The sequence below is a fragment of the Undibacterium sp. SXout7W genome, from assembly GCF_049339385.1.
In the GTDB taxonomy this organism is placed as follows: domain Bacteria; phylum Pseudomonadota; class Gammaproteobacteria; order Burkholderiales; family Burkholderiaceae_D; genus Undibacterium.
The window spans coordinates 49,263-67,407 of record NZ_JBMPPF010000013.1 but is presented as its reverse complement, the minus strand read 5'-3'; the positions used below and the strand labels follow the sequence as shown (position 1 = coordinate 67,407).

The window sequence follows — 18,145 nt, the reverse complement described above, 5'->3', positions numbered from 1 at the left end:
TTAAATACGGAAGCTTTCACCGCAGCCGCACTCGTCTTTGACGTTCGGGTTATAAAATTTAAAGCCTTCATTAAGCCCTTCGCGAGCAAAATCAAGTTCAGTGCCGTCAATATAGGGCAAACTTTTTGGATCTACGAAAACCTTGACACCGTGTGACTCGAACACCTGGTCATCGCCGCCCATCTCATCAACATATTCTAATTTGTATGCCATGCCAGAGCAGCCGGTTGTACGAACGCCAAAGCGTAGGCCAATACCTTTACCGCGCCGCTCCATATAGCGAGAAACATGTTTTGCTGCTTTTTCTGTGAGTGTGATTGCCATGGTGTTCCCCATCCTTACTACGTCAAATCTTCATGTCGTGCAAAAAACACGATGATATCGTTATCAGGCGCTATGCTTGTTTTTGTAATCAAGAACTGCCGCTTTGATTGCATCTTCAGCCAGAATCGAGCAGTGAATTTTGACTGGTGGCAATGCGAGTTCTTCAGCGATCGCCGTATTTTTGATTTCAAGTGCCTGATCCAGCGTTTTGCCTTTCACCCACTCGGTTACCAAAGAAGATGATGCAATAGCAGAGCCGCAACCATAAGTTTTAAACTTCGCATCTTCAATAACGCCATCAGCACCGACCTTGATTTGTAACTTCATGACGTCGCCACAGGCTGGTGCTCCCACCATACCGGTGCCAACTGAATCATCACCTTTTTCAAAGGCACCTACATTACGTGGATTTTCGTAGTGATCTAAAACTTTTTCTGAGTAAGCCATGATGATGCTCCTGTCTGTTCTTTGCGTTTGTTTTGCTGATGAAGTATCACCAGCCTGTTATCTTCTTAATTAGTGGGCTGCCCACTGTATTGTGGAGATGTCAATGCCATCTTTGTACATGTCCCACAGCGGTGACAATTCGCGCAATTTCTCTACTTTTGATTTCAATAATTGAATGGTGAAATCAATGTCTTCTTCTGTTGTAAAGCGCCCAATGGTAAAACGTATGGAGCTATGAGCCAATTCATCGCTGCGGCCCAAAGCACGCAAAACATAAGACGGCTCCAGACTAGCTGAAGTACAGGCTGAGCCGGACGATACGGCAATGTCTTTGATCGCCATAATCAGGGATTCGCCTTCGACATAATTGAAGCTGACATTCAGATTATGCGGGACGCGATGATCCATGTCGCCATTCACATATGTTTCTTCAATTTCTTTCAATCCAGTCGCAAGACGATCACGCATAGCGCGGATATGCGCCAGTTCGCTTTGCATTTCTTCTTTAGCGATGCGGAAAGCTTCACCCATGCCTACGCATTGATGTGGTGCCAGTGTGCCTGAGCGGAAGCCACGCTCGTGGCCGCCACCGTGCATTTGCGCTTCGAGGCGAACACGTGGTTTGCGGCGGATATACAAAGCGCCTATGCCTTTCGGGCCATAAGATTTGTGAGCTGAGAAGGAAACCAGATCTACTTTGACTTTTTCCAGATCAATTTCGACTTTGCCAGTGGCTTGCGCGGCATCGGAATGAAATACGATGCCTTTTTCACGGCACAGTTCGCCAATTTCTGCGATGGGTTGAATCACACCAATCTCGTTATTGACCCACATGACCGAGATCAATATGGTATCTGGACGAATCGCTTCTTTAAGTTGTTCAATCGTGATCAGGCCATTATCCTGAGGTTGCAGATAAGTGGCCTCAAAGCCTTGTCGCTCCAGTTCGCGTACAGTATCCAGTACTGCTTTGTGTTCTGTCTTTACGGTGATGAGGTGCTTGCCTTTGGCCTTATAGAAATTGGCAGCACCCTTCAAGGCGAGGTTGTTGCTCTCTGTTGCGCCAGAAGTCCAGATGATTTCGCGCGAATCAGCGTTGACCAGGGCAGCAACATTGCCACGTGCTTCTTCTACCGCAGCTTCTGCATCCCAGCCATACATATGGCTACGTGATGCAGGATTGCCAAATTGAGCGCGCAGAAATGGGATCATTTTGTCAGCAACACGCGGATCGACCGGCGTGGTAGCAGAATAATCCATATAAATAGGGAAATGCGGAGACTTCAGTGTGTCCAGCAAACTTTGTTCAAGAGGGGCGTTCATTCAAGACTCCAAATATTCAAGAAGCAGTGTGCGAGGCATGCGATTGATGCATGACAACTACTTGGTTTTCCGAGGTTTTCTGTTTTTGCTGATTGACCAGATCCTGCAAGGAGACTGAATCCAGATAATCTACCATTTTGGCATTCAGTGTCGCCCATAAGTCATGTGTCATGCAGTGCAGTCCGTTGTCAATATCGCTTCCATGACAGCTTCCCTTGCCGCCGCATTGCGTTGCATCCAAAGGCTCATCGACAGCAATAATAATGTCAGCAACAGTCACGTGCTGAGCCTGGCGGGCAAGATTATAGCCTCCTCCGGGACCACGCACCGACTCAACGATTTCATGGCGACGCAGCTTGCCAAATAATTGCTCCAGGTATGACAGAGAGATATCCTGACGTTGACTGATGCCTGCAAGCGTCACAGGACCCTTGTCCTGGCGCAAGGCCAGATCAATCATCGCCGTAACTGCAAAACGTCCTTTGGTGGTAAGGCGCATACTTTGACTCCGCTGATGCATCAACTAAAATTCCGAATGCCCTGAGTTGTTGAGCATTTTTATCAAGTATAGCAAACTTGACTGAATCTGTCAGGTAATAGGCTTTTTTGAAAAGTCAGTGAGAAAGTAGCTTGATCATCAGGCATCTGTCGATGCAGATTTACTCAGGATTAATCTGTATCTGGCGCATCTGGTGCTTTCCCATGCAGATAAAGTTGTTCAACTTTTGTCCTTGCCCATGGCGTTTTGCGCAAAAATTTCAGGCTTGATTTGATACTTGGCTCATGGCTGAAGCAGCGCAAATCGATTCTTTGTGTCAGTCCACTCCATCCATATGTGTCCACTAGTTGCGACAATATCGACTCCAGAGTGATGCCATCGAGGCTGCGTTGAGGTTGATTGGTACTCATTAAAAATGGGAAGTGTATCGAATGCCACATGATACGCCGAACTTTGTTACGTCGTTGTGCTTGGGCTTTTCTGTTGCAGAGGGCCACAAGGAGGGGGGGGGCTTTGTGGCTCCACATCAGCTGATGGTATTGCTGAGATTGTCCACAGAGCCCCAACGGTTCATGTGTTGGCGAAGTGTCAGATATCGAAGCTGATTCCTTGGGCTAGTGGCAGCGCATGGCTGTAATTGAAGGTATTGGTCGTGCGGCGCATATAGGCTTTCCATGCATCGGAGCCGGATTCACGGCCACCGCCGGTATCTTTTTCGCCGCCGAATGCGCCACCAATCTCAGCGCCGGATGGACCGATGTTGACGTTGGCGATGCCACAATCGCTGCCAGTAGCTGAAACAAAACGTTCCGCTTCACGCATATCGGTCGTAAAGATGGATGAAGATAAGCCTTGCGGCACTTCGTTATTCCAGTCTATCGCCTGATCCAGGTCGCTGTAACGCACGATGTACATGATGGGCGCGAAAGTTTCATGATGCATGCTTGTGGTCTGGGTCGGCATTTCAACCAGTGCCGGCCGCACATAATAGGCCGCTTCACAGCCTGCAACTGTTACGCGTTCGCCGCCAAATACCTGACCTTGTTCTGGTTTGGCGACGGCCAGACTGCTTTGCATCGCATCGTAAGAGGCAGCATCGATCAATGGGCCAACCAGCGTGGATTTTTCGAGTGGATTGCCGACTGGCAGCCCGGCATAGATTTTTTTCAGGCGCGGTACCAGGGTGTCGTAAATGCTGTCGTGTACGAATAAACGGCGCAGTGTTGTGCAACGCTGGCCTGCAGTACCTACGGCTGAGAAGGTAATGGCGCGTACGGCCATTTCCAAATCTGCACTTGGTGCCACGATCATCGCGTTATTGCCGCCTAGTTCAAGGATGGTGCGGGTCAGGCGGCGGGCACACACTTCAGCCACTTGTTTACCCATGCGGGTGCTGCCGGTGGCGCTGACTAGCGCAATCCGTTTGTCCTCGACCATCTGCGCGCCGCTGTCGCGGCCACCTATAATCAGCTCGGCCAGACCAGTTGGCGCATCGCTGCCAAAGCGGGTCACCGCTTTCATGAATAAGGCGTGGGTCGCAATCGCGGTCAGCGGGGTTTTTTCAGACGGTTTCCAGACTACGCTATCACCGCAGACAAAAGCCAGTGCGGCATTCCAGGCCCATACTGCGACCGGGAAGTTGAATGCAGAAATGACGCCAACCACACCGACCGGATGCCATTGTTCCATCATGCGGTGACCTGGACGTTCCGATGCAATCGTCAGGCCGTATAACTGGCGCGACAGACCGACTGCGAAATCGCAGATATCGATCATTTCCTGTACTTCGCCTAAGCCTTCTTGCAGGATTTTGCCTGCTTCCATGGTGACTAACTGGCCGAGTGCGGCTTTGTGCGTGCGCAGTTCTTCACCAAACAGGCGTACCAGTTCGCCACGACGCGGTGCCGGAATGCTACGCCATTGTAGGTAGGCTGCATGCGCTTTAGCGATACGCACCTGCACTTCACTGGCGGAATCCGCACGCAGGCTGACCAGAGGTTTGCGATCAATAGGTGAAATACTCTGTATGGCATCGCCCTGATAGTCGGCAAGTTGAACGCCGAGTTGACTCAACAGTTCTTGGAAGGATAAGTTTGTCATATTGATCTCATGATTTTGTGGTGGCACGATGTTATTACCGGGAACTTCATCTTGCCTGGCCTCTGAAGACTGAGGGATTGCGCTCTATTATCTTTATGGTGCAGTGTTGCATGCGTTTGAATGACGAAAAACTGCATCAAAAAAGAGGTTTGATCGCTCAGACAGCTCAGATTGCGTAATACTGACCAAAACGGTTATTCAGAAATTCTGACAGAACCGCTTGCTCCTGACGTACCAACCCATGTTGCGGCAGTTTTCCTGTTACCACCAGATCAACCATGGCACAGATGCCGGAGGCAGTTGTCAGCTGGATTGCAGATAGTAATTGGCCGTTCACTTGCTGGGCATAGATTTTCTTAGCATAGGATTCCTGCTCCAAGCGACCATCGCGCATGCCGACTACGCTCACGAATACCAGTACCACGTCTTGCTTGGTCATCGGGATCGCAGTTTCCATCACTTCTTTCAGGATAGGACGGCGCTCCAGTTTGCCCAGTTGCAGGTCGCGGATCAGCATTTTAACGATGTCGCGGTGGCCAGGATAACGGACCGTTTTGTAGTTCAGATTCTGCACTTTACCTTGCAGGCTTTCGCATAGTGTGCCGAGACCACCCGAGGTGTTGAATGCCTCATAGTCGATACCATCCAGCGAGAAATGTTCAATTTCTTCCAGTGCCGCAGTTTCGCGCAATTCACCATCCACAATCGCTTCGCAGGGATTGCAGTATTCATTGATCAGGCCATCGGTACTCCAGGTTAGATTGTATTTCAGTGCATTGTTAGGGAAAGTCGGTAGGGCGCCGACCCGCATGCTGACATCGCGCAGGGTATCGAAGCGTTTTGCCACATCATTGGCAACGATAGAGATGAATCCCGGTGCCAAGCCGCATTGCGGGACGAAGGCACAGTCTGCACCCTCCGCGAGTAATTTGACCACGCGGGTACTCTCCACATCTTCGGTCAGGTCGAAATAATGGGAGTTGGCTTCGCGTGCGGCACCAGCGATAACAGGGGTTAAAAAATAAGGACAAGCAGACATTGCCACTCTATTGCCATCAATCAGTCGTGTGACCGTTGTTTTGTCACTGAGATCGGCCTGTACGATGCGTGTGTTCGGAAAATTTGCCTGCGCAACAAATTGAAGGCGTTCCGGATCCCGGTCAGCGACAGTGATGTCGTAGTCGCCGCTGTGTGAGAGCAGATTGAGAATGGCGTCGCCGATTTTGCCTGCGCCAAGAAGTATCAGTTTCGTTGCCATGCTATATCTCCAAAAAAGTGAGTGCGTCTGGAGAACAGTCTAAGCTGAAGTTTTGTCAGATAATAGAGAGCAAAATAACGTCATATTGTATTTTTTTAATACAATATGACGAATATTTTTTATATAAAGTCGATATGAGGCCAGAATTAGATGCCGTTGATAATAATATCCTCGCGTTATTGATGGATAACGCTCGTTTGCCAGTGACCACCATTGCCAAGAAAATAGGAGTAGCACGTACGACGATCATTGCGCGCATTGCGGCATTGGAAAAGCGAGGTGTCATTGCCGGCTATGGCTTGAAGTTGAACCAGAAGCTGGTTCAACCAATGGTGCGGGCTTATGTGGGATTATCTGTTGAAGCCAAATATGCTCCGGCGCTGATTCGGTTTCTGCAACAACTGCCTGAAACGGAGACTTTATGTGCTGTCAGCGGTGCAATCGACTATATGCTGACTCTGCGCTGTGCAAACACTGAGATGCTGGATCGTTTACTGGATCAAATCGGTGCTCAGGATGGTGTTAGGCAGACATCCACTTCGGTGATTTTGAGTAAACGCATCGACAGGGCGGCCATCTGACGACAAAAAAGATTTATTCGCACTCAATTGATTGCTGCTTGGCAGACGCTGGAAGGCAGATGAGTGGCGTTTATTAGTGCTGGATAAGGAATTCAGGAATTGTTTGGAGCTTTGATCTGCGCCTTTTTGTCATAGGCATTTGGTTTTTTAGTCGACGTGTTGTCTGAGAAATGCGTATTTGACTGCTGCAGTATCTGCAAATGCACCGAAGCACGGTCTACGCCACCACGATCAAATTGCAGCGCGCTTGGTGGATTAGTCGTGGTTGTCGATTCCTGATTCGAGCCAGTGATGGACTTTTCCTGCTGTCCTTGCGGGATTGAGATAGCTGCCATAGCATTAAACTGCTCGCTGAAAGCAACGATAGCCAGCATAGAACTTAACAGTGCGCAGAAGAGTAGCGATTTTTTTAACATAATTGCCTGCTATTGAAGTGGTGGTCGACAAGCAAAATGTGTTTTTTTCGCCGACAAGAAATGAATTATAAATACTATACAAATAATTGTGGCTTTTTATTGTAAGTAAGTTTCTCTATTACGATAGATTGTATTCATTGATGTTGTTGCAATTTTCTGTTGCTGATCCAGAGCCAGTTTTTCTTCAGCGCTCATACGATGGCTGGTGATGATAACGGTTTGTATGGTGTTACCTGATTGCTCAAGGTCAAATGCCATTTTTTGCTCGGGATTCATTTTCTTTCCAAAAATATGCACCGTCTCGATGGTAGCTGATGGTGTTTTTTGCGATACAGAATATGGGATGGAAAAGCAGATTGCCGTCGCGATACCAATGATTGCTGCTATGAATGAGTGCATCAGGTTTTTTCTGTTGCGTAGTGAAAGACTCGGTGATGTGCGGGAATAGGTCATGATGGTTTTCCGATGATATGTGGGATGAACAGGTGTTGCTGACGTTGTACATGTGTGTATGGATGCACTGTAGAGTGATTTGACTTCGCTCGCTATGGATCTGCGATGAAGCGTAAAAACAGATAGATGAGCGTCTTTCATCAGGGATGAGCTGTAACGTGCTGTGCGCAGGTGTTGCACGATTGTGTGATAAAAAGAGACTGTGGTGCCGGTAGGTCTGTGTTGCTCACGCGCACTTTATTTACGTTCGACTACTTCTGAGTGTATGTGGCAAGACACGTGTCATGTATGTAGTGAGCTGAATGGCATGTGAAGCACGAAAAATGAAAATCAAATATTTGAGTGAGATGTTTGAGAGAGGCAATCTCTGGGAGAGAAAATGAGCAGTCAGTTTCAGCGCTGGGTAGAACAATGGAAGGGATGGAGGCTTTTATTTGCCTTTATTTTGTTGCCTTTGTTGTCTTTGTCGCCGTTGCAGGCCAAGGCGCAGTTACAGGCGTTTGGGGATTATCCGCGTATGCCGCAGCGTCTTGTTTCAGCCTCAATAGCTATTCAACCAGCAGAGCCTGATGTAGCCGATGATCCCTATCAGATCTTGCAATCGATGGGTGATCCCGATGTGCGTGCCTGGTTTAAAAGGCAAACTGATTTCAGTAATCAGGTCTTGCGCCGGATTAATGGACGTGAGGCTTTGTTGCAAAGTCTGCGCATGCTCAATCGCAGCCATTCTGGCGCAGAGCGTTTGTTTGAAATACGCGGCATGCAGTTTTATAGCCGCACTGATGCAGATAGCAGGACGCGCTTGTTTGCGCGTGTTGCTGCGACGGGCGCGGAGCGTTTGTTGTATCTGACTGAGAAAGGGGAGCAACTGCATTTTTTCACTCCCGCACCAGATGCCAGTCTGGTTGCTATTGCAGTTTCTCGATCTGTTTCCCTTACTTCTTCTGAGGCTGTATCGCGCCAGACTATGCCTGCTCGCAGCCCATTGACACTGAAAATCATCCGCACATCTGATGCCATTGTATTGAAGGATCAACTCGACAAAGTTGCTGGCATAGCGACAGAAATTGGCTGGCGTGCCGATGCCAGTGCCGTGTATTACCGACGCGCAGCAATGCGGGGTGATGCGACCGACGGAAGCCTTTGGCAGCATATAGTAGGCCAGTACCAGGAAGAAGATCAGGGTGTGATTGGGCCGGGATTAAGCAAGCAGCGCAAATTTGTCGCAGGCGATAGATTGCAAATTCATTCTCGTCCAGGTTCAGATTTTATGTTGGCAGAGGTGAAGCATGGGAGTACTGGTGAGCGCAGCGTATATCTGATTCAAACAGCACAATTAAAAGGGGCAGCAAGTCCTTGGCAGCGCGTGATAGCGCCGGCTGACAAAGTAAGGGATATGGCGTTGATGGCAGATCAGCTTTACTTGTTGTCGACGAAAAAAAATGCCAATGGCGCTGTGCTTCAATTGGATTTAAAAAAGCCGCAAATGAGCAGTGCTAAAGAGGTTTTGCCTTCGGGCAAAGATGAATTGTTGAATCTCGCGCCGTCAAAAGGAGTTTTGTATCTGCATGCTGCTCACGGTGGGATGAGTAAATTGTTCAAAATTGATACGGCAAGTAATAAAAAAGAAGAACTGATCTTGCCCCACGACGGACGTATCAGTCAGTTGCTTGCTGACTCTGAGACTGAGGGCGCCGTCATTGTTCTGGATGCTCCCAATCAGGCGCCTTTGTCGTACCGCGTATTGCCGGGCGGACAAATTAAAAATGCTGAAGTGATACAGGCAAGTGCCTTGGGTTTTCATCGATTTATCCACCGTCAGGTCAGTTTTATTGCGGCCGACAATCAATCATTGACCTTGAACCTGCTGTTGCCACAAAACATGGAGTTGAGCGGGCAGCATGTCACTTTATTGCAGGTCGAGCGTGGCAGCGGGGTGGCTAAATTGGCGCGTTACAATCCATTGCAGTTGGCTTGGCTGGAGCAGGGCGGCATTGTCGCTACATTGCTTGAAAATGAGGTGCCATCTGGAGTGAAATCAACGGCAAAGTCAACAAAGGCGCCGAAAAAAAAATCAGCACAGCCATCCTCTGTTGACAGGGCTGGAGAGTTAATTTCTGTTGCCGAATATCTGATCAGAGAAGGCTATACCAATGCCAAAAAGCTCGTTGTACAAGAAAATACGCCTGGTAAAGACCATGTTGCATTGGCTATTGTACGCAGGCCAGATTTGTTTGCTGCCGCGCAAGGATGGAATATGGTGACTGAGGGGATGCCATCGCCAGTTCTGTCTGATAAATCCATAGGTACCGTAGCAGGTAATACGGTAGGTAAGGGAAAGCGTTCTGCCGAGAAAAGAATGATCAAATCCTCGTTGCCAGTAACGGCTTACGAGGCCGCGCGCGAAGGTGGGCGTTATCCAGCGATGTTGATTAATGCCACGATAGCTGAAAATGGCGCGCCAGCATGGATGTCTGCAAAATTTGCCGCAAAATTACAAGTAATCAGTGCCAATAAGCAAAAGCCCGTGCTGTTTCGCTCGGATTTTAATGGAGCCTGGAAGCCGGATCCAGTGACGGATCTGGCTGATACGTGGGCTTTTTTCCTTTGGCAGACAGGTGATAAGCGATTTACTTTGCAGCCGTAATTTTTATCGATGATTTTTATAATGTGTCAGCAGGCCGTGTGGTTGACTGTCACTACATGAATAGCCAGTCCGCCGAGCGAAGTTTCTTTGTATTTTGCTTGCATGTCAGCACCGGTCTGACGCATGGTTTCTATTACTTCGTCGAGAGACACCTGATGTGTTCCATCGCTGCGCAGCGCCAGGGAGGCGGCAGTGATGGCCTTGACTGCTCCCATGCCGTTGCGTTCTATGCAGGGAATCTGCACCAGTCCGCCGATAGGATCGCAGGTCATGCCCAGATGATGTTCTATTCCGATTTCAGCTGCTGATTCTATCTGCGCATTCGTGCCGCCAAGTGCGGCAGTTAATCCTGCTGCGGCCATAGCGCAAGCAACACCGACTTCCCCTTGACATCCGACTTCCGCACCAGAAATTGATGCATTCTTTTTGCATAACATGCCGATAGCAGAGGCTGTCATTAAGAAATGGCGGATTCCCTGCTCAGGATGGCTGGGTTTGCAGTCTTCGGCGTAATACCGCAATACAGCAGGAATGATGCCGGCAGCACCATTGGTCGGTGCTGTTACAACACGTCCACCGGCGGCATTTTCTTCGTTAACAGCCATCGCATACAGACTGACGCGATGCATGCCGTCATGTGGCAGCACATCCGCAGTCTGGTTGGCTGTTCGCCACAAATCGGCGGCGCGGCGTTTTACGTGCAGACCCCCGGGGAGTTCGCCAGATAGTTGTAAGCCACGGGTTATACAGTGTTTCATGACTGACCAGATTTTATCCAGACCTGTGTTGAGTTCCTGGTCGGTACAATGAATCAGTTCGTTTGCGCGCAGCATGTCGCTAATGGACAGGCCGCTGCGTTCTCCGTGAGCCAGTAATTCTGCCATTGTCGCAAATGGGTAGGGCAAAGTTGTTGCAGAAGAGGGCTGTGCGCCCGAAGCTTGTGTCAGCTCTTCGGCTGAGTAGATAAATCCGCCACCGGTTGAGTAGTAAATTTGTTCGGTTTGGCTGCCATCATGCCGATACAGGGTTAGTTTGATTCCGTTCGGATGGCCAGGTAATACTTCTTGCTTATGCCAGACAATATCGCTTGTGGCAGAAAATGGAACCTGGTATTCACCTAATAAGCGTAATGTGCCTGTGTTGTGCAGTGTGGCGAGTTTTCCTTCAACAGATTCTGGGATCAGATCCTGAGGTGTTTCGCCCATCAACCCCAAAATCGCAGCTTTGTCCGTCGCGTGTCCTATCCCTGTCAGTGCCAGTGATCCGTATAACGATACCTGCACTCGGCTTGCCTTGATCAGTTCTGGCACTTCCAATAAAAAACGGCGAGCTGCCAGCATGGGGCCTACCGTATGGGAGCTGGAAGGGCCGATGCCAATTTTAAATAACTCAAAAACACGCATGTCCATCTTGTCACCTTTTGTCTCTTATTTTCTTATGGTTCATCACAAAAAGCAGCCAGCGACCTGATTGCGGTCGTTGGCTGCTTTGGTGTTACGGGCAGTCGTCAGTAGTGCGCTACTGTGTTCAGGCGGCTTTTTCTAATGGCGTGGTTTGGGTAGCGATATTTTTCAGCATATCTTCGACCATTTCCTGTAACCCGACTTTGGGTTTCCAAGACCAATCTGCCTGCGCTTGCGAATCATCCAAGCTTTGTGGCCAACTGGCTGCAATTGCCTGACGACTGTCTGGCTCGTAGTCTATTTGGAAATCTGGCAAATTTTGTTTGATTGCAAGTGCTAATTCCCGTGGATTAAAGCTCAGACCAGCAACGTTATACGATGAACGTACCGTTAAATGGGCGCTTGGTGCCTCCATGAGTGCGATGGTGGCACGGATCGCATCCGGCATATAGATCATGGGGAGCGTTGTACTTGCTTCCAAAAAACAGGAGTAGGTTTCACCGCGCAAGGCAGCATGAAAAATCGCGATCGCGTAGTCAGTCGTTCCGCCGCCAGGAGGGGATTTATAGCTGATGATCCCCGGATAACGTATGCTGCGGACATCAACACCGTATTTGTCGAAGTAGTATTCGCATAGCCGTTCCCCGGCTAGCTTGCTGATACCATAGATGGTGCTAGGGTCCATTACCGTGTACTGCGGCGTGTCGACTGCTGGTGTATTAGGTCCGAACGCAGCAATCGAAGACGGCCAGAAAATCTTCAAGGGTTTTCCTGCTTCTCCACGGACTCTTGCCAGTTCCAGAATGTTGAGTAAACCAGTCATGTTCAGTTCCCAAGCCTTCAGTGGCGCTTTTTCTCCTGTCGCAGACAGCAATGCTGCCAGTTGATAGACCTGGGTTATCTGATGTTGCTCAATGACTTCTGCCAGTCGTGCTGCATTCAGCACATCAATCACTGCATAGTGTTTTGCTCCGTAAAGGCTGGCGGGCGAGATATCTGCTGCGATGACTTGATCTTCACCATATTGCAATGCCAGCGCCTCAGTCAGTTCGCTGCCGATCTGACCATTGGCACCGATAACAAGAATTTTTTCCATAATGTACTTTCTTATTTAATCAGCTTCAATTCGCGGCCGGCTTGTGCAAAGGCGTTCAGTGCAGTATTCAGTTGCTCTGTTGTATGTGCAGCCGAGAGTTGTACGCGTACACGTGCTTGCCCCATGGGTACGACGGGATAAAAGAAACCTGTGACCAGCACGCCGAGTTCATATAAGCGAGCAGCGAATTGTTGTGCAATGTGCGCATCAAACAGCATGACTGGAACGACGGGATGTGTGCCGGGTTTGATGGTGAATCCCAGAGCTGCAATGTCATGCCGGAAATGCTCTGTGTTGGCTTGTAAACGATCGCGCAGTTCGGTTGAGGCAGCCAGTCGCTGTAATACAGACAAGGATGCGCCTGCAATGGAGGGTGCCAATGTGTTGGAGAATAAATAGGGGCGTGATTTTTGGCGCAGCGTATCAATAACTTCTTTGCGTCCGGCGGTAAACCCTCCCATGGCGCCGCCCAGGGCTTTGCCCAGCGTTCCTGTAATGATATCAATGCGCCCCATCACATGATGATGCTCATGCGTACCACGTCCGGTTTTCCCCATGAAGCCTGAAGCATGACATTCGTCAATCATGACTAATGCATCGTATTGATCTGCCAGATCGCAAATACGATCGAGTTGTGCGATGGTGCCATCCATTGAAAATACCCCATCGGTAACGATGATGCGGTGTCGCTTCCCTGCAGCAGCCTGTAATTGTGTTTCCAGGTCTGCCATGTCGTTGTGTGTGTAGCGAAAACGTTCAGCTTTGCATAGGCGTATTCCATCAATAATCGACGCATGGTTCAGAGCGTCCGAAATGATGGCATCGTTTTCGTCAAATAAGGGTTCGAATACGCCGCCATTGGCATCAAATGCTGCTGCATACAAGATGCAGTCTTCTGTTCCCAGAAACCCGGCAATCGCCTTTTCCAGCTCCTTATGAACTGTTTGTGTCCCGCAGATGAAGCGCACGGAAGAGAGTCCGTAGCCAAATTTTTCTGTAGCGGCGATCGATGCCTGCACCATCGATTCATCACCAGATAAGCCCAGATAATTATTGGCGCACAGATTAATAAGATGGCGGCCATCATCGCAAGTAACTTCGGCTCCCTGCCGTGAGGCGATGACGCGCTCTGGTTTATACAGACCCTGTGCACGTAAGGTGCTGAGGTTGTCAGCAAGTGAGTTGATAAAGTGTGTTCTGGATGTGCTGTGGCTCATCTTGATCTCCTGATTCTCTGTGGTGACAGGGCTTACCTGTTACACTGATGTGATTAAATTTCTTTGATTGAAAGAAATTTCGATATGTAGAACTTAAATTCGATATATCGAATATTAATCGTACTTTTTTAGCGGTGCAAGACTCTTTATGAAAAAAATTTTATCGAACACCCCGCCGGAAGTCGGTGCTACTTTGCAAAAGCTCAGGCTTGAGCGGGGTCTCACGCTGGAAGATTTGTCGAGAACCGCTGGCGTGTCGAAATCAATGTTGTCTCAAATCGAGAGAGAGAAGGCAAATCCGACAATTGCTGTTGCATGGAGACTGGCGAATGCATTGGGCGTCAGCATGGCGGAGTTATTGTCTTCTGAGGAGCGTAAATCAGACCCGATACGCTTGCTGGAAGCGCATGAGACGCCGACGTTGCCGGGTGAACACGCTGGCTACGTCTTGCGCATACTTGGGCCTATGGAGCTGGCGGGTAAATATGAGTGGTACGAGTTGACGCTGTCGCCGGGAGGTGCCTTGGTATCGAATTCGCATGATCCTGGAGCAACTGAACATCTGACGGTGTTGCAGGGGAGTGTGGAGATAGAGGTTGATAGTATGCGGAAAAAGCTGAAAACCGGCGCAACAGCCAGATATGAGGCAGACAAAAATCATGCAATACGAAACGTGGGGAAAACCGAAGCAAAAGCATTGCTGGTGGTGATACATCGTTGACAGGGCTATTGATTTTTGATCTTACACACTTGGCCGCTATAAATTTTCTCAAGTTTAACCATATTGAATCGGATTGCGGCCATATCGGCAATTTTTGTATTGCTGCTGGCCTGATTCTCTTGTCAGTCGATTTTCTTAAGTATCATCAATGGCGGTGGGGGCGCTCTGGGTCAGAGATTGCACAAAACTGCCCCAACGGCGTAATGGTTTATTGCTAAATAAAAACAGGTACAAGCTCCGTATAAACCTGTACTGGCTTCGTCAGCAACCCTTAAAAGAGATCATTTTGCTTAAGTTCTGTGAGTGAGATTGATTTCCAGTGTATTTTTGGTGCGGGTGATTACCGAATGAAGTCGTTCTAAAAACCCGTGTGCGCCAAATTTGCGTAAGTTTTGCAGCGGTAAGGACGATATAATAGAGAGAATATTCGTCCAACTCTCCTTTTCCTGTCATTTTATGCAATACGCTTCAACTCGCGGACATGCCGCAGCCCAAGAATTTTCCGAAATCCTGTTAGGCGGTCTTGCACCGGACGGCGGTTTGTATCTGCCGACGAGCTACCCACAGGTCAGCGCTGAAGAACTGAACGCCTGGCGCACATTGTCTTATGCTGAACTGGCATTGGAAGTTCTCAAAAAATTTGCTACTGATATTCCAGAAGCAGATTTAAAAGTACTGACCGACAAAACCTATACGGCAACGGTTTACCGTAATGCACGCAAAGAAGAAGACGCCGCCCAGATTACACCTTTGCGTGTACTGGAAGATAGTAATGGTCGCAAGCTGATTTTGCAGGCACTGTCGAATGGCCCGACGCTGGCATTTAAAGACATGGCCATGCAATTGCTGGGAAATCTGTTCGAATACACTTTGGCAAAGCATCATGCTGAGCTGAATATTTTTGGCGCAACGTCTGGTGATACCGGGAGTGCTGCTGAATATGCTATGCGTGGCAAAAAGGGCATTCGCGTTTTTATGTTATCCCCACATAAAAAAATGAGTGCATTCCAGACAGCACAAATGTTCAGTTTGCAAGACCCGAATATTTTCAATATTGCGGTAGAAGGTGTGTTTGATGATTGCCAGGATATGGTCAAGGCTGTTTCCAATGATCTTGAATTTAAGCAGCGTCAAAAAATTGGCACCGTCAATTCGATTAACTGGGCAAGGGTCGTGGCGCAGGTGGTGTATTACTTCCGTGGCTATCTGAGTGCAACCACGAGTAATGAGCAAAAAGTATCCTTCACGGTACCATCCGGTAATTTTGGCAATATTTGCGCCGGTCATATTGCGCGCATGATGGGTTTGCCGATTGACAAGCTGGTCGTGGCAACGAATGAAAACGATGTCTTGGACGAGTTTTTCCGTACGGGTGTTTATCGTGTGCGTAAATCCGCCGAAACCTGGCACACCACAAGCCCGTCGATGGATATTTCCAAAGCTTCTAATTTTGAGCGTTTTATCTTTGATTTGCTGGATGGTGATGCAGCGCGCGTCGCAGCGTTGTTTAAAAAAGTAGAAACCGAAGGCGGTTTTGATTTGTCAGGCAAACCCGGCAGTGACGGGGATGAGTTTTCTAAAGTGGCACAGTTTGGATTTGAATCCGGGAAATCGGTACACGCAGACCGCTTGCAGACGATTCGCCAGGTCGAGAAAAACTACGGTATTACGATTGATACGCATACTGCCGATGGTATTAAGGTCGCGCTGGAGCATATCCAGGCCGGTGTTCCGATGATTGTTCTGGAAACTGCTCTGCCTGCTAAGTTTAATGAAACAATACAAGAGGCACTGGGGCGTGATGCTGAACGTCCAGCTGGCTTTGAACGCATCGAAGATTTGCCGCAGCGTTTTGAGGTCATGGCGGCCGATGTGAATCAGATGAAGGCTTTCATTGCTGCCCATACAGGTTTGTAAATCCTGAATAAGCTTTACATTGTGAATGCTTAACCATCCATGATTTGTTCTGTTTCTGTTTTTGTCTTTGTATTTTGTTGATGTAAAAAACGAGCCAACCGGCTCGTTTTTTATTTGGGTATTGAAGTATTTCAGGTTTTTCTGATCCACGGAGCCAGTATTTGCTTCAACCCTGCCTCGTTATAGCCTTTAACGACTTCGCTGCCAATCGTAATGACGGGTACGCCGCCTCCGCCCAGATTTTTGTGTCCTTCGTAACCTTCGGTTGTTTTTTCTACATCAAGATCTTTAAAGGGGATGCCGTTGGCATTGAAAAATTCTCGTGCGGCGGCACAGTACCCACACCAAGTGGTGCCGTACAAAACGACCAGCGGTTGTCCGTTCTGTGCGGTGGAGGTTTGCATGGAGGCAAGAAATGTTTTTTTCTTTTTCCAGCTGGAATAGCTTTGCAGACTGACAGCAAGGAGCACTAATCCGATCAGAAGGTATTTCCAGAATGTGCCAGATTGAATGCTGGTTGATGCTACATTTTTTCTGGTTGTTGTGAAGTGGGTCGGGGAAGTATCACCCGCTTTGACATAGGCGATTTGACAAGATGGGCATTGCCATTCAGGACAGTCATCGGATTCTTTGCGCACATAGCGGCATTTTGGGCAGATTTTTGTCATATGGAGAGCAATATGGCGTTGATTGATTGTTGCTGGATGAATAATGAAGCATCAGTATAGCAACCAGTGTAGATCATCCGGAATAATATGTTCAGCGCATTTGTTTGGCGGCAGCAGAAGGAGGGAATGGATAGATCGCATTCCAGACTCTGCGGAATTGTCTTGTTGAGCCAAATCCGGCTTTTTGCGCAACGTAATCAATTGGCAGCGTTGTTTCTGTCAATAATTGCTTTGCCAGCGAGAGGCGTAATCCAGTCAGATACTCTTGAATTGAAATGCCGCTGTGCAATTTGAATAATCGTGTCAGATGCCGGCTGCTGGTGCAGGCTATCTCTGACAGGTTGCTTAGATTCCAGCTTTGCGCTGGATTTTTCAGAATGGCATTCTGAACTTTGTGAATGGCTGGGTGCAGGTGGTTGCGGTGTTGTAACCAGGGAGACAGTTGTGGGTCATGTCCGCTGCGTCGCATATACACCACCATGTTGCGGGCAACCGATGCCGCCGTCAGTGGATCTGCTAAATCACTGATCAGATGTAATACGAGGTCAATGCCGGCAGTCACGCCCGCACTGGTGCTGATTTTGCCATCCTCCACAAAAATACGATTTTCTTCGACGTAAATGGAACTGTCGATTTGCGAGAGATCCTGGCAATGATCATGATGCGTTGTTGCATGATGATTGCGTAATAGACCTGCATGAGCTGCCAGCAATGCGCCGGAGCAAATGCAGATCAGCCTGTGCTGTGATTGACGCTGTGATTGATATTGCGAACGTAGCCAGATGATCGCTTGTTGCTCAGCAGGTGAGTTGTAGTTCAGGTGTTGGCCGACCAATCCGGGTAACACCAGAATGGCATCATCTTCCATGAATGTTGGTAACGGGAGTAGTGGCCCCAGTTGCAATCCCGCAGAGCAGGTTACGTCTGGTAATGGGCTGATGAAGGCCAGACGAAAACGGACGTTATCCTGATAACGATTGGCAAACAAAAAAGCATCTGCCGGACCGGCCAGATCCAGCAATAAAGTATCTGGTAATAGTAAAAAATAAATGGTTTGGATTTTCATTGCCATTGA

Annotated in this window: 18 protein-coding genes; 4 read left to right on the top strand and 14 right to left on the bottom strand. The window is 48.6% G+C overall.

Features of this window, described 5'->3' with window-relative positions:
• The 7 genes from iscA to ACO0LB_RS13120 form a co-directional block, all read right to left on the bottom strand.
• The gene (gene iscA / locus ACO0LB_RS13150; protein ID WP_423049721.1) at positions 1-324 is read right to left on the bottom strand and encodes an iron-sulfur cluster assembly protein IscA; all 324 of its coding nucleotides are present in this window, start codon (positions 322-324) and stop codon (positions 1-3) included.
• Positions 325-387: 63 nt separating this feature from the next.
• Entirely contained in the window at positions 388-771 is a 384-nt protein-coding gene (gene iscU / locus ACO0LB_RS13145) for a Fe-S cluster assembly scaffold IscU (protein ID WP_423049719.1), read from the bottom strand.
• Between the two features lie 69 nt (positions 772-840).
• A complete protein-coding gene (locus ACO0LB_RS13140; protein WP_423049717.1) occupies positions 841-2,094 on the bottom strand; it encodes an IscS subfamily cysteine desulfurase in 1,254 nt (417 codons plus the stop codon).
• Between the two features lie 16 nt (positions 2,095-2,110).
• On the bottom strand, positions 2,111-2,593 hold the full coding sequence (gene iscR / locus ACO0LB_RS13135) for a Fe-S cluster assembly transcriptional regulator IscR (RefSeq protein ID WP_423049715.1): 483 nt from the start codon (positions 2,591-2,593) through the stop codon (positions 2,111-2,113).
• 170 nt (positions 2,594-2,763) lie between these two features.
• The gene (locus ACO0LB_RS13130; protein ID WP_423049713.1) at positions 2,764-3,003 is read right to left on the bottom strand and encodes a VF530 family DNA-binding protein; all 240 of its coding nucleotides are present in this window, start codon (positions 3,001-3,003) and stop codon (positions 2,764-2,766) included.
• 178 nt (positions 3,004-3,181) lie between these two features.
• Positions 3,182-4,693 (bottom strand): aldehyde dehydrogenase family protein, encoded by a 1,512-nt coding sequence (locus ACO0LB_RS13125; RefSeq protein ID WP_423049711.1) that lies wholly within the window; start codon positions 4,691-4,693, stop codon positions 3,182-3,184.
• Positions 4,694-4,859: 166 nt separating this feature from the next.
• Complete coding sequence (locus ACO0LB_RS13120) at positions 4,860-5,951, bottom strand: saccharopine dehydrogenase C-terminal domain-containing protein (protein WP_423049709.1); 1,092 nt, start codon at positions 5,949-5,951, stop codon at positions 4,860-4,862.
• Between the two features lie 134 nt (positions 5,952-6,085).
• On the opposite strand from ACO0LB_RS13120, the gene ACO0LB_RS13115 reads away from it, so the two are divergent.
• On the top strand, positions 6,086-6,532 hold the full coding sequence (locus ACO0LB_RS13115) for an Lrp/AsnC family transcriptional regulator (RefSeq protein WP_423049707.1): 447 nt from the start codon (positions 6,086-6,088) through the stop codon (positions 6,530-6,532).
• A gap of 92 nt (positions 6,533-6,624) precedes the next feature.
• On the opposite strand, the gene ACO0LB_RS13110 is transcribed toward ACO0LB_RS13115, so the two are convergent.
• Both ACO0LB_RS13110 and ACO0LB_RS13105 read right to left on the bottom strand, forming a co-directional pair.
• A complete protein-coding gene (locus ACO0LB_RS13110) occupies positions 6,625-6,948 on the bottom strand; it encodes a hypothetical protein (protein WP_423049705.1) in 324 nt (107 codons plus the stop codon).
• Positions 6,949-7,044: 96 nt separating this feature from the next.
• Positions 7,045-7,401 carry a hypothetical protein gene (locus tag ACO0LB_RS13105; RefSeq protein ID WP_423049703.1) on the bottom strand — a complete coding sequence of 119 codons (357 nt, stop codon included), beginning with the start codon at positions 7,399-7,401 and terminating at the stop codon, positions 7,045-7,047.
• Between the two features lie 379 nt (positions 7,402-7,780).
• Here ACO0LB_RS13105 and ACO0LB_RS13100 point away from each other — a divergent pair, with 379 nt between their 5' ends.
• Entirely contained in the window at positions 7,781-10,048 is a 2,268-nt protein-coding gene (locus ACO0LB_RS13100) for a hypothetical protein (protein WP_423049701.1), read from the top strand.
• A gap of 26 nt (positions 10,049-10,074) precedes the next feature.
• Here the strand turns inward: ACO0LB_RS13100 and ACO0LB_RS13095 are convergent, their stop codons facing one another.
• The 3 genes from ACO0LB_RS13095 to kbl form a co-directional block, all read right to left on the bottom strand.
• On the bottom strand, positions 10,075-11,457 hold the full coding sequence (locus ACO0LB_RS13095) for an L-serine ammonia-lyase (RefSeq protein WP_423049699.1): 1,383 nt from the start codon (positions 11,455-11,457) through the stop codon (positions 10,075-10,077).
• A 118-nt stretch (positions 11,458-11,575) separates the two neighbouring features.
• Positions 11,576-12,547 carry an NAD-dependent epimerase/dehydratase family protein gene (locus tag ACO0LB_RS13090; protein ID WP_423049697.1) on the bottom strand — a complete coding sequence of 324 codons (972 nt, stop codon included), beginning with the start codon at positions 12,545-12,547 and terminating at the stop codon, positions 11,576-11,578.
• An 11-nt stretch (positions 12,548-12,558) separates the two neighbouring features.
• The gene (kbl, locus tag ACO0LB_RS13085; RefSeq protein ID WP_423049695.1) at positions 12,559-13,764 is read right to left on the bottom strand and encodes a glycine C-acetyltransferase; all 1,206 of its coding nucleotides are present in this window, start codon (positions 13,762-13,764) and stop codon (positions 12,559-12,561) included.
• Positions 13,765-13,912: 148 nt separating this feature from the next.
• Here kbl and ACO0LB_RS13080 point away from each other — a divergent pair, with 148 nt between their 5' ends.
• Both ACO0LB_RS13080 and thrC read left to right on the top strand, forming a co-directional pair.
• Entirely contained in the window at positions 13,913-14,485 is a 573-nt protein-coding gene (locus tag ACO0LB_RS13080; RefSeq protein ID WP_423049693.1) for a helix-turn-helix domain-containing protein, read from the top strand.
• Between the two features lie 456 nt (positions 14,486-14,941).
• On the top strand, positions 14,942-16,402 hold the full coding sequence (gene thrC, locus ACO0LB_RS13075; protein WP_423049691.1) for a threonine synthase: 1,461 nt from the start codon (positions 14,942-14,944) through the stop codon (positions 16,400-16,402).
• Positions 16,403-16,533: 131 nt separating this feature from the next.
• Here thrC and ACO0LB_RS13070 read toward each other — a convergent pair whose 3' ends face one another.
• Complete coding sequence (locus ACO0LB_RS13070; protein WP_423049689.1) at positions 16,534-17,070, bottom strand: glutaredoxin domain-containing protein; 537 nt, start codon at positions 17,068-17,070, stop codon at positions 16,534-16,536.
• A 91-nt stretch (positions 17,071-17,161) separates the two neighbouring features.
• Positions 17,162-18,142, bottom strand: a complete 981-nt coding sequence (locus ACO0LB_RS13065) for a GlxA family transcriptional regulator (RefSeq protein WP_423049687.1) — start codon at positions 18,140-18,142, stop codon at positions 17,162-17,164.
• Positions 18,143-18,145: the final 3 nt, after the last annotated feature.

Coding starts and splice junctions, on each gene's coding strand:
- iscA (WP_423049721.1), bottom strand. CDS start 324: ATGGCAATCACACTCACAGAAAAAGCAGCAAAACATGTTTCTCGCTAT.
- iscU (WP_423049719.1), bottom strand. CDS start 771: ATGGCTTACTCAGAAAAAGTTTTAGATCACTACGAAAATCCACGTAAT.
- ACO0LB_RS13140 (WP_423049717.1), bottom strand. CDS start 2,094: ATGAACGCCCCTCTTGAACAAAGTTTGCTGGACACACTGAAGTCTCCG.
- iscR (WP_423049715.1), bottom strand. CDS start 2,593: ATGCGCCTTACCACCAAAGGACGTTTTGCAGTTACGGCGATGATTGAT.
- ACO0LB_RS13130 (WP_423049713.1), bottom strand. CDS start 3,003: ATGAGTACCAATCAACCTCAACGCAGCCTCGATGGCATCACTCTGGAG.
- ACO0LB_RS13125 (WP_423049711.1), bottom strand. CDS start 4,693: ATGACAAACTTATCCTTCCAAGAACTGTTGAGTCAACTCGGCGTTCAA.
- ACO0LB_RS13120 (WP_423049709.1), bottom strand. CDS start 5,951: ATGGCAACGAAACTGATACTTCTTGGCGCAGGCAAAATCGGCGACGCC.
- ACO0LB_RS13115 (WP_423049707.1), top strand. CDS start 6,086: ATGAGGCCAGAATTAGATGCCGTTGATAATAATATCCTCGCGTTATTG.
- ACO0LB_RS13110 (WP_423049705.1), bottom strand. CDS start 6,948: ATGTTAAAAAAATCGCTACTCTTCTGCGCACTGTTAAGTTCTATGCTG.
- ACO0LB_RS13105 (WP_423049703.1), bottom strand. CDS start 7,401: ATGACCTATTCCCGCACATCACCGAGTCTTTCACTACGCAACAGAAAA.
- ACO0LB_RS13100 (WP_423049701.1), top strand. CDS start 7,781: ATGAGCAGTCAGTTTCAGCGCTGGGTAGAACAATGGAAGGGATGGAGG.
- ACO0LB_RS13095 (WP_423049699.1), bottom strand. CDS start 11,457: ATGGACATGCGTGTTTTTGAGTTATTTAAAATTGGCATCGGCCCTTCC.
- ACO0LB_RS13090 (WP_423049697.1), bottom strand. CDS start 12,547: ATGGAAAAAATTCTTGTTATCGGTGCCAATGGTCAGATCGGCAGCGAA.
- kbl (WP_423049695.1), bottom strand. CDS start 13,764: ATGAGCCACAGCACATCCAGAACACACTTTATCAACTCACTTGCTGAC.
- ACO0LB_RS13080 (WP_423049693.1), top strand. CDS start 13,913: ATGAAAAAAATTTTATCGAACACCCCGCCGGAAGTCGGTGCTACTTTG.
- thrC (WP_423049691.1), top strand. CDS start 14,942: ATGCAATACGCTTCAACTCGCGGACATGCCGCAGCCCAAGAATTTTCC.
- ACO0LB_RS13070 (WP_423049689.1), bottom strand. CDS start 17,070: ATGACAAAAATCTGCCCAAAATGCCGCTATGTGCGCAAAGAATCCGAT.
- ACO0LB_RS13065 (WP_423049687.1), bottom strand. CDS start 18,142: ATGGCAATGAAAATCCAAACCATTTATTTTTTACTATTACCAGATACT.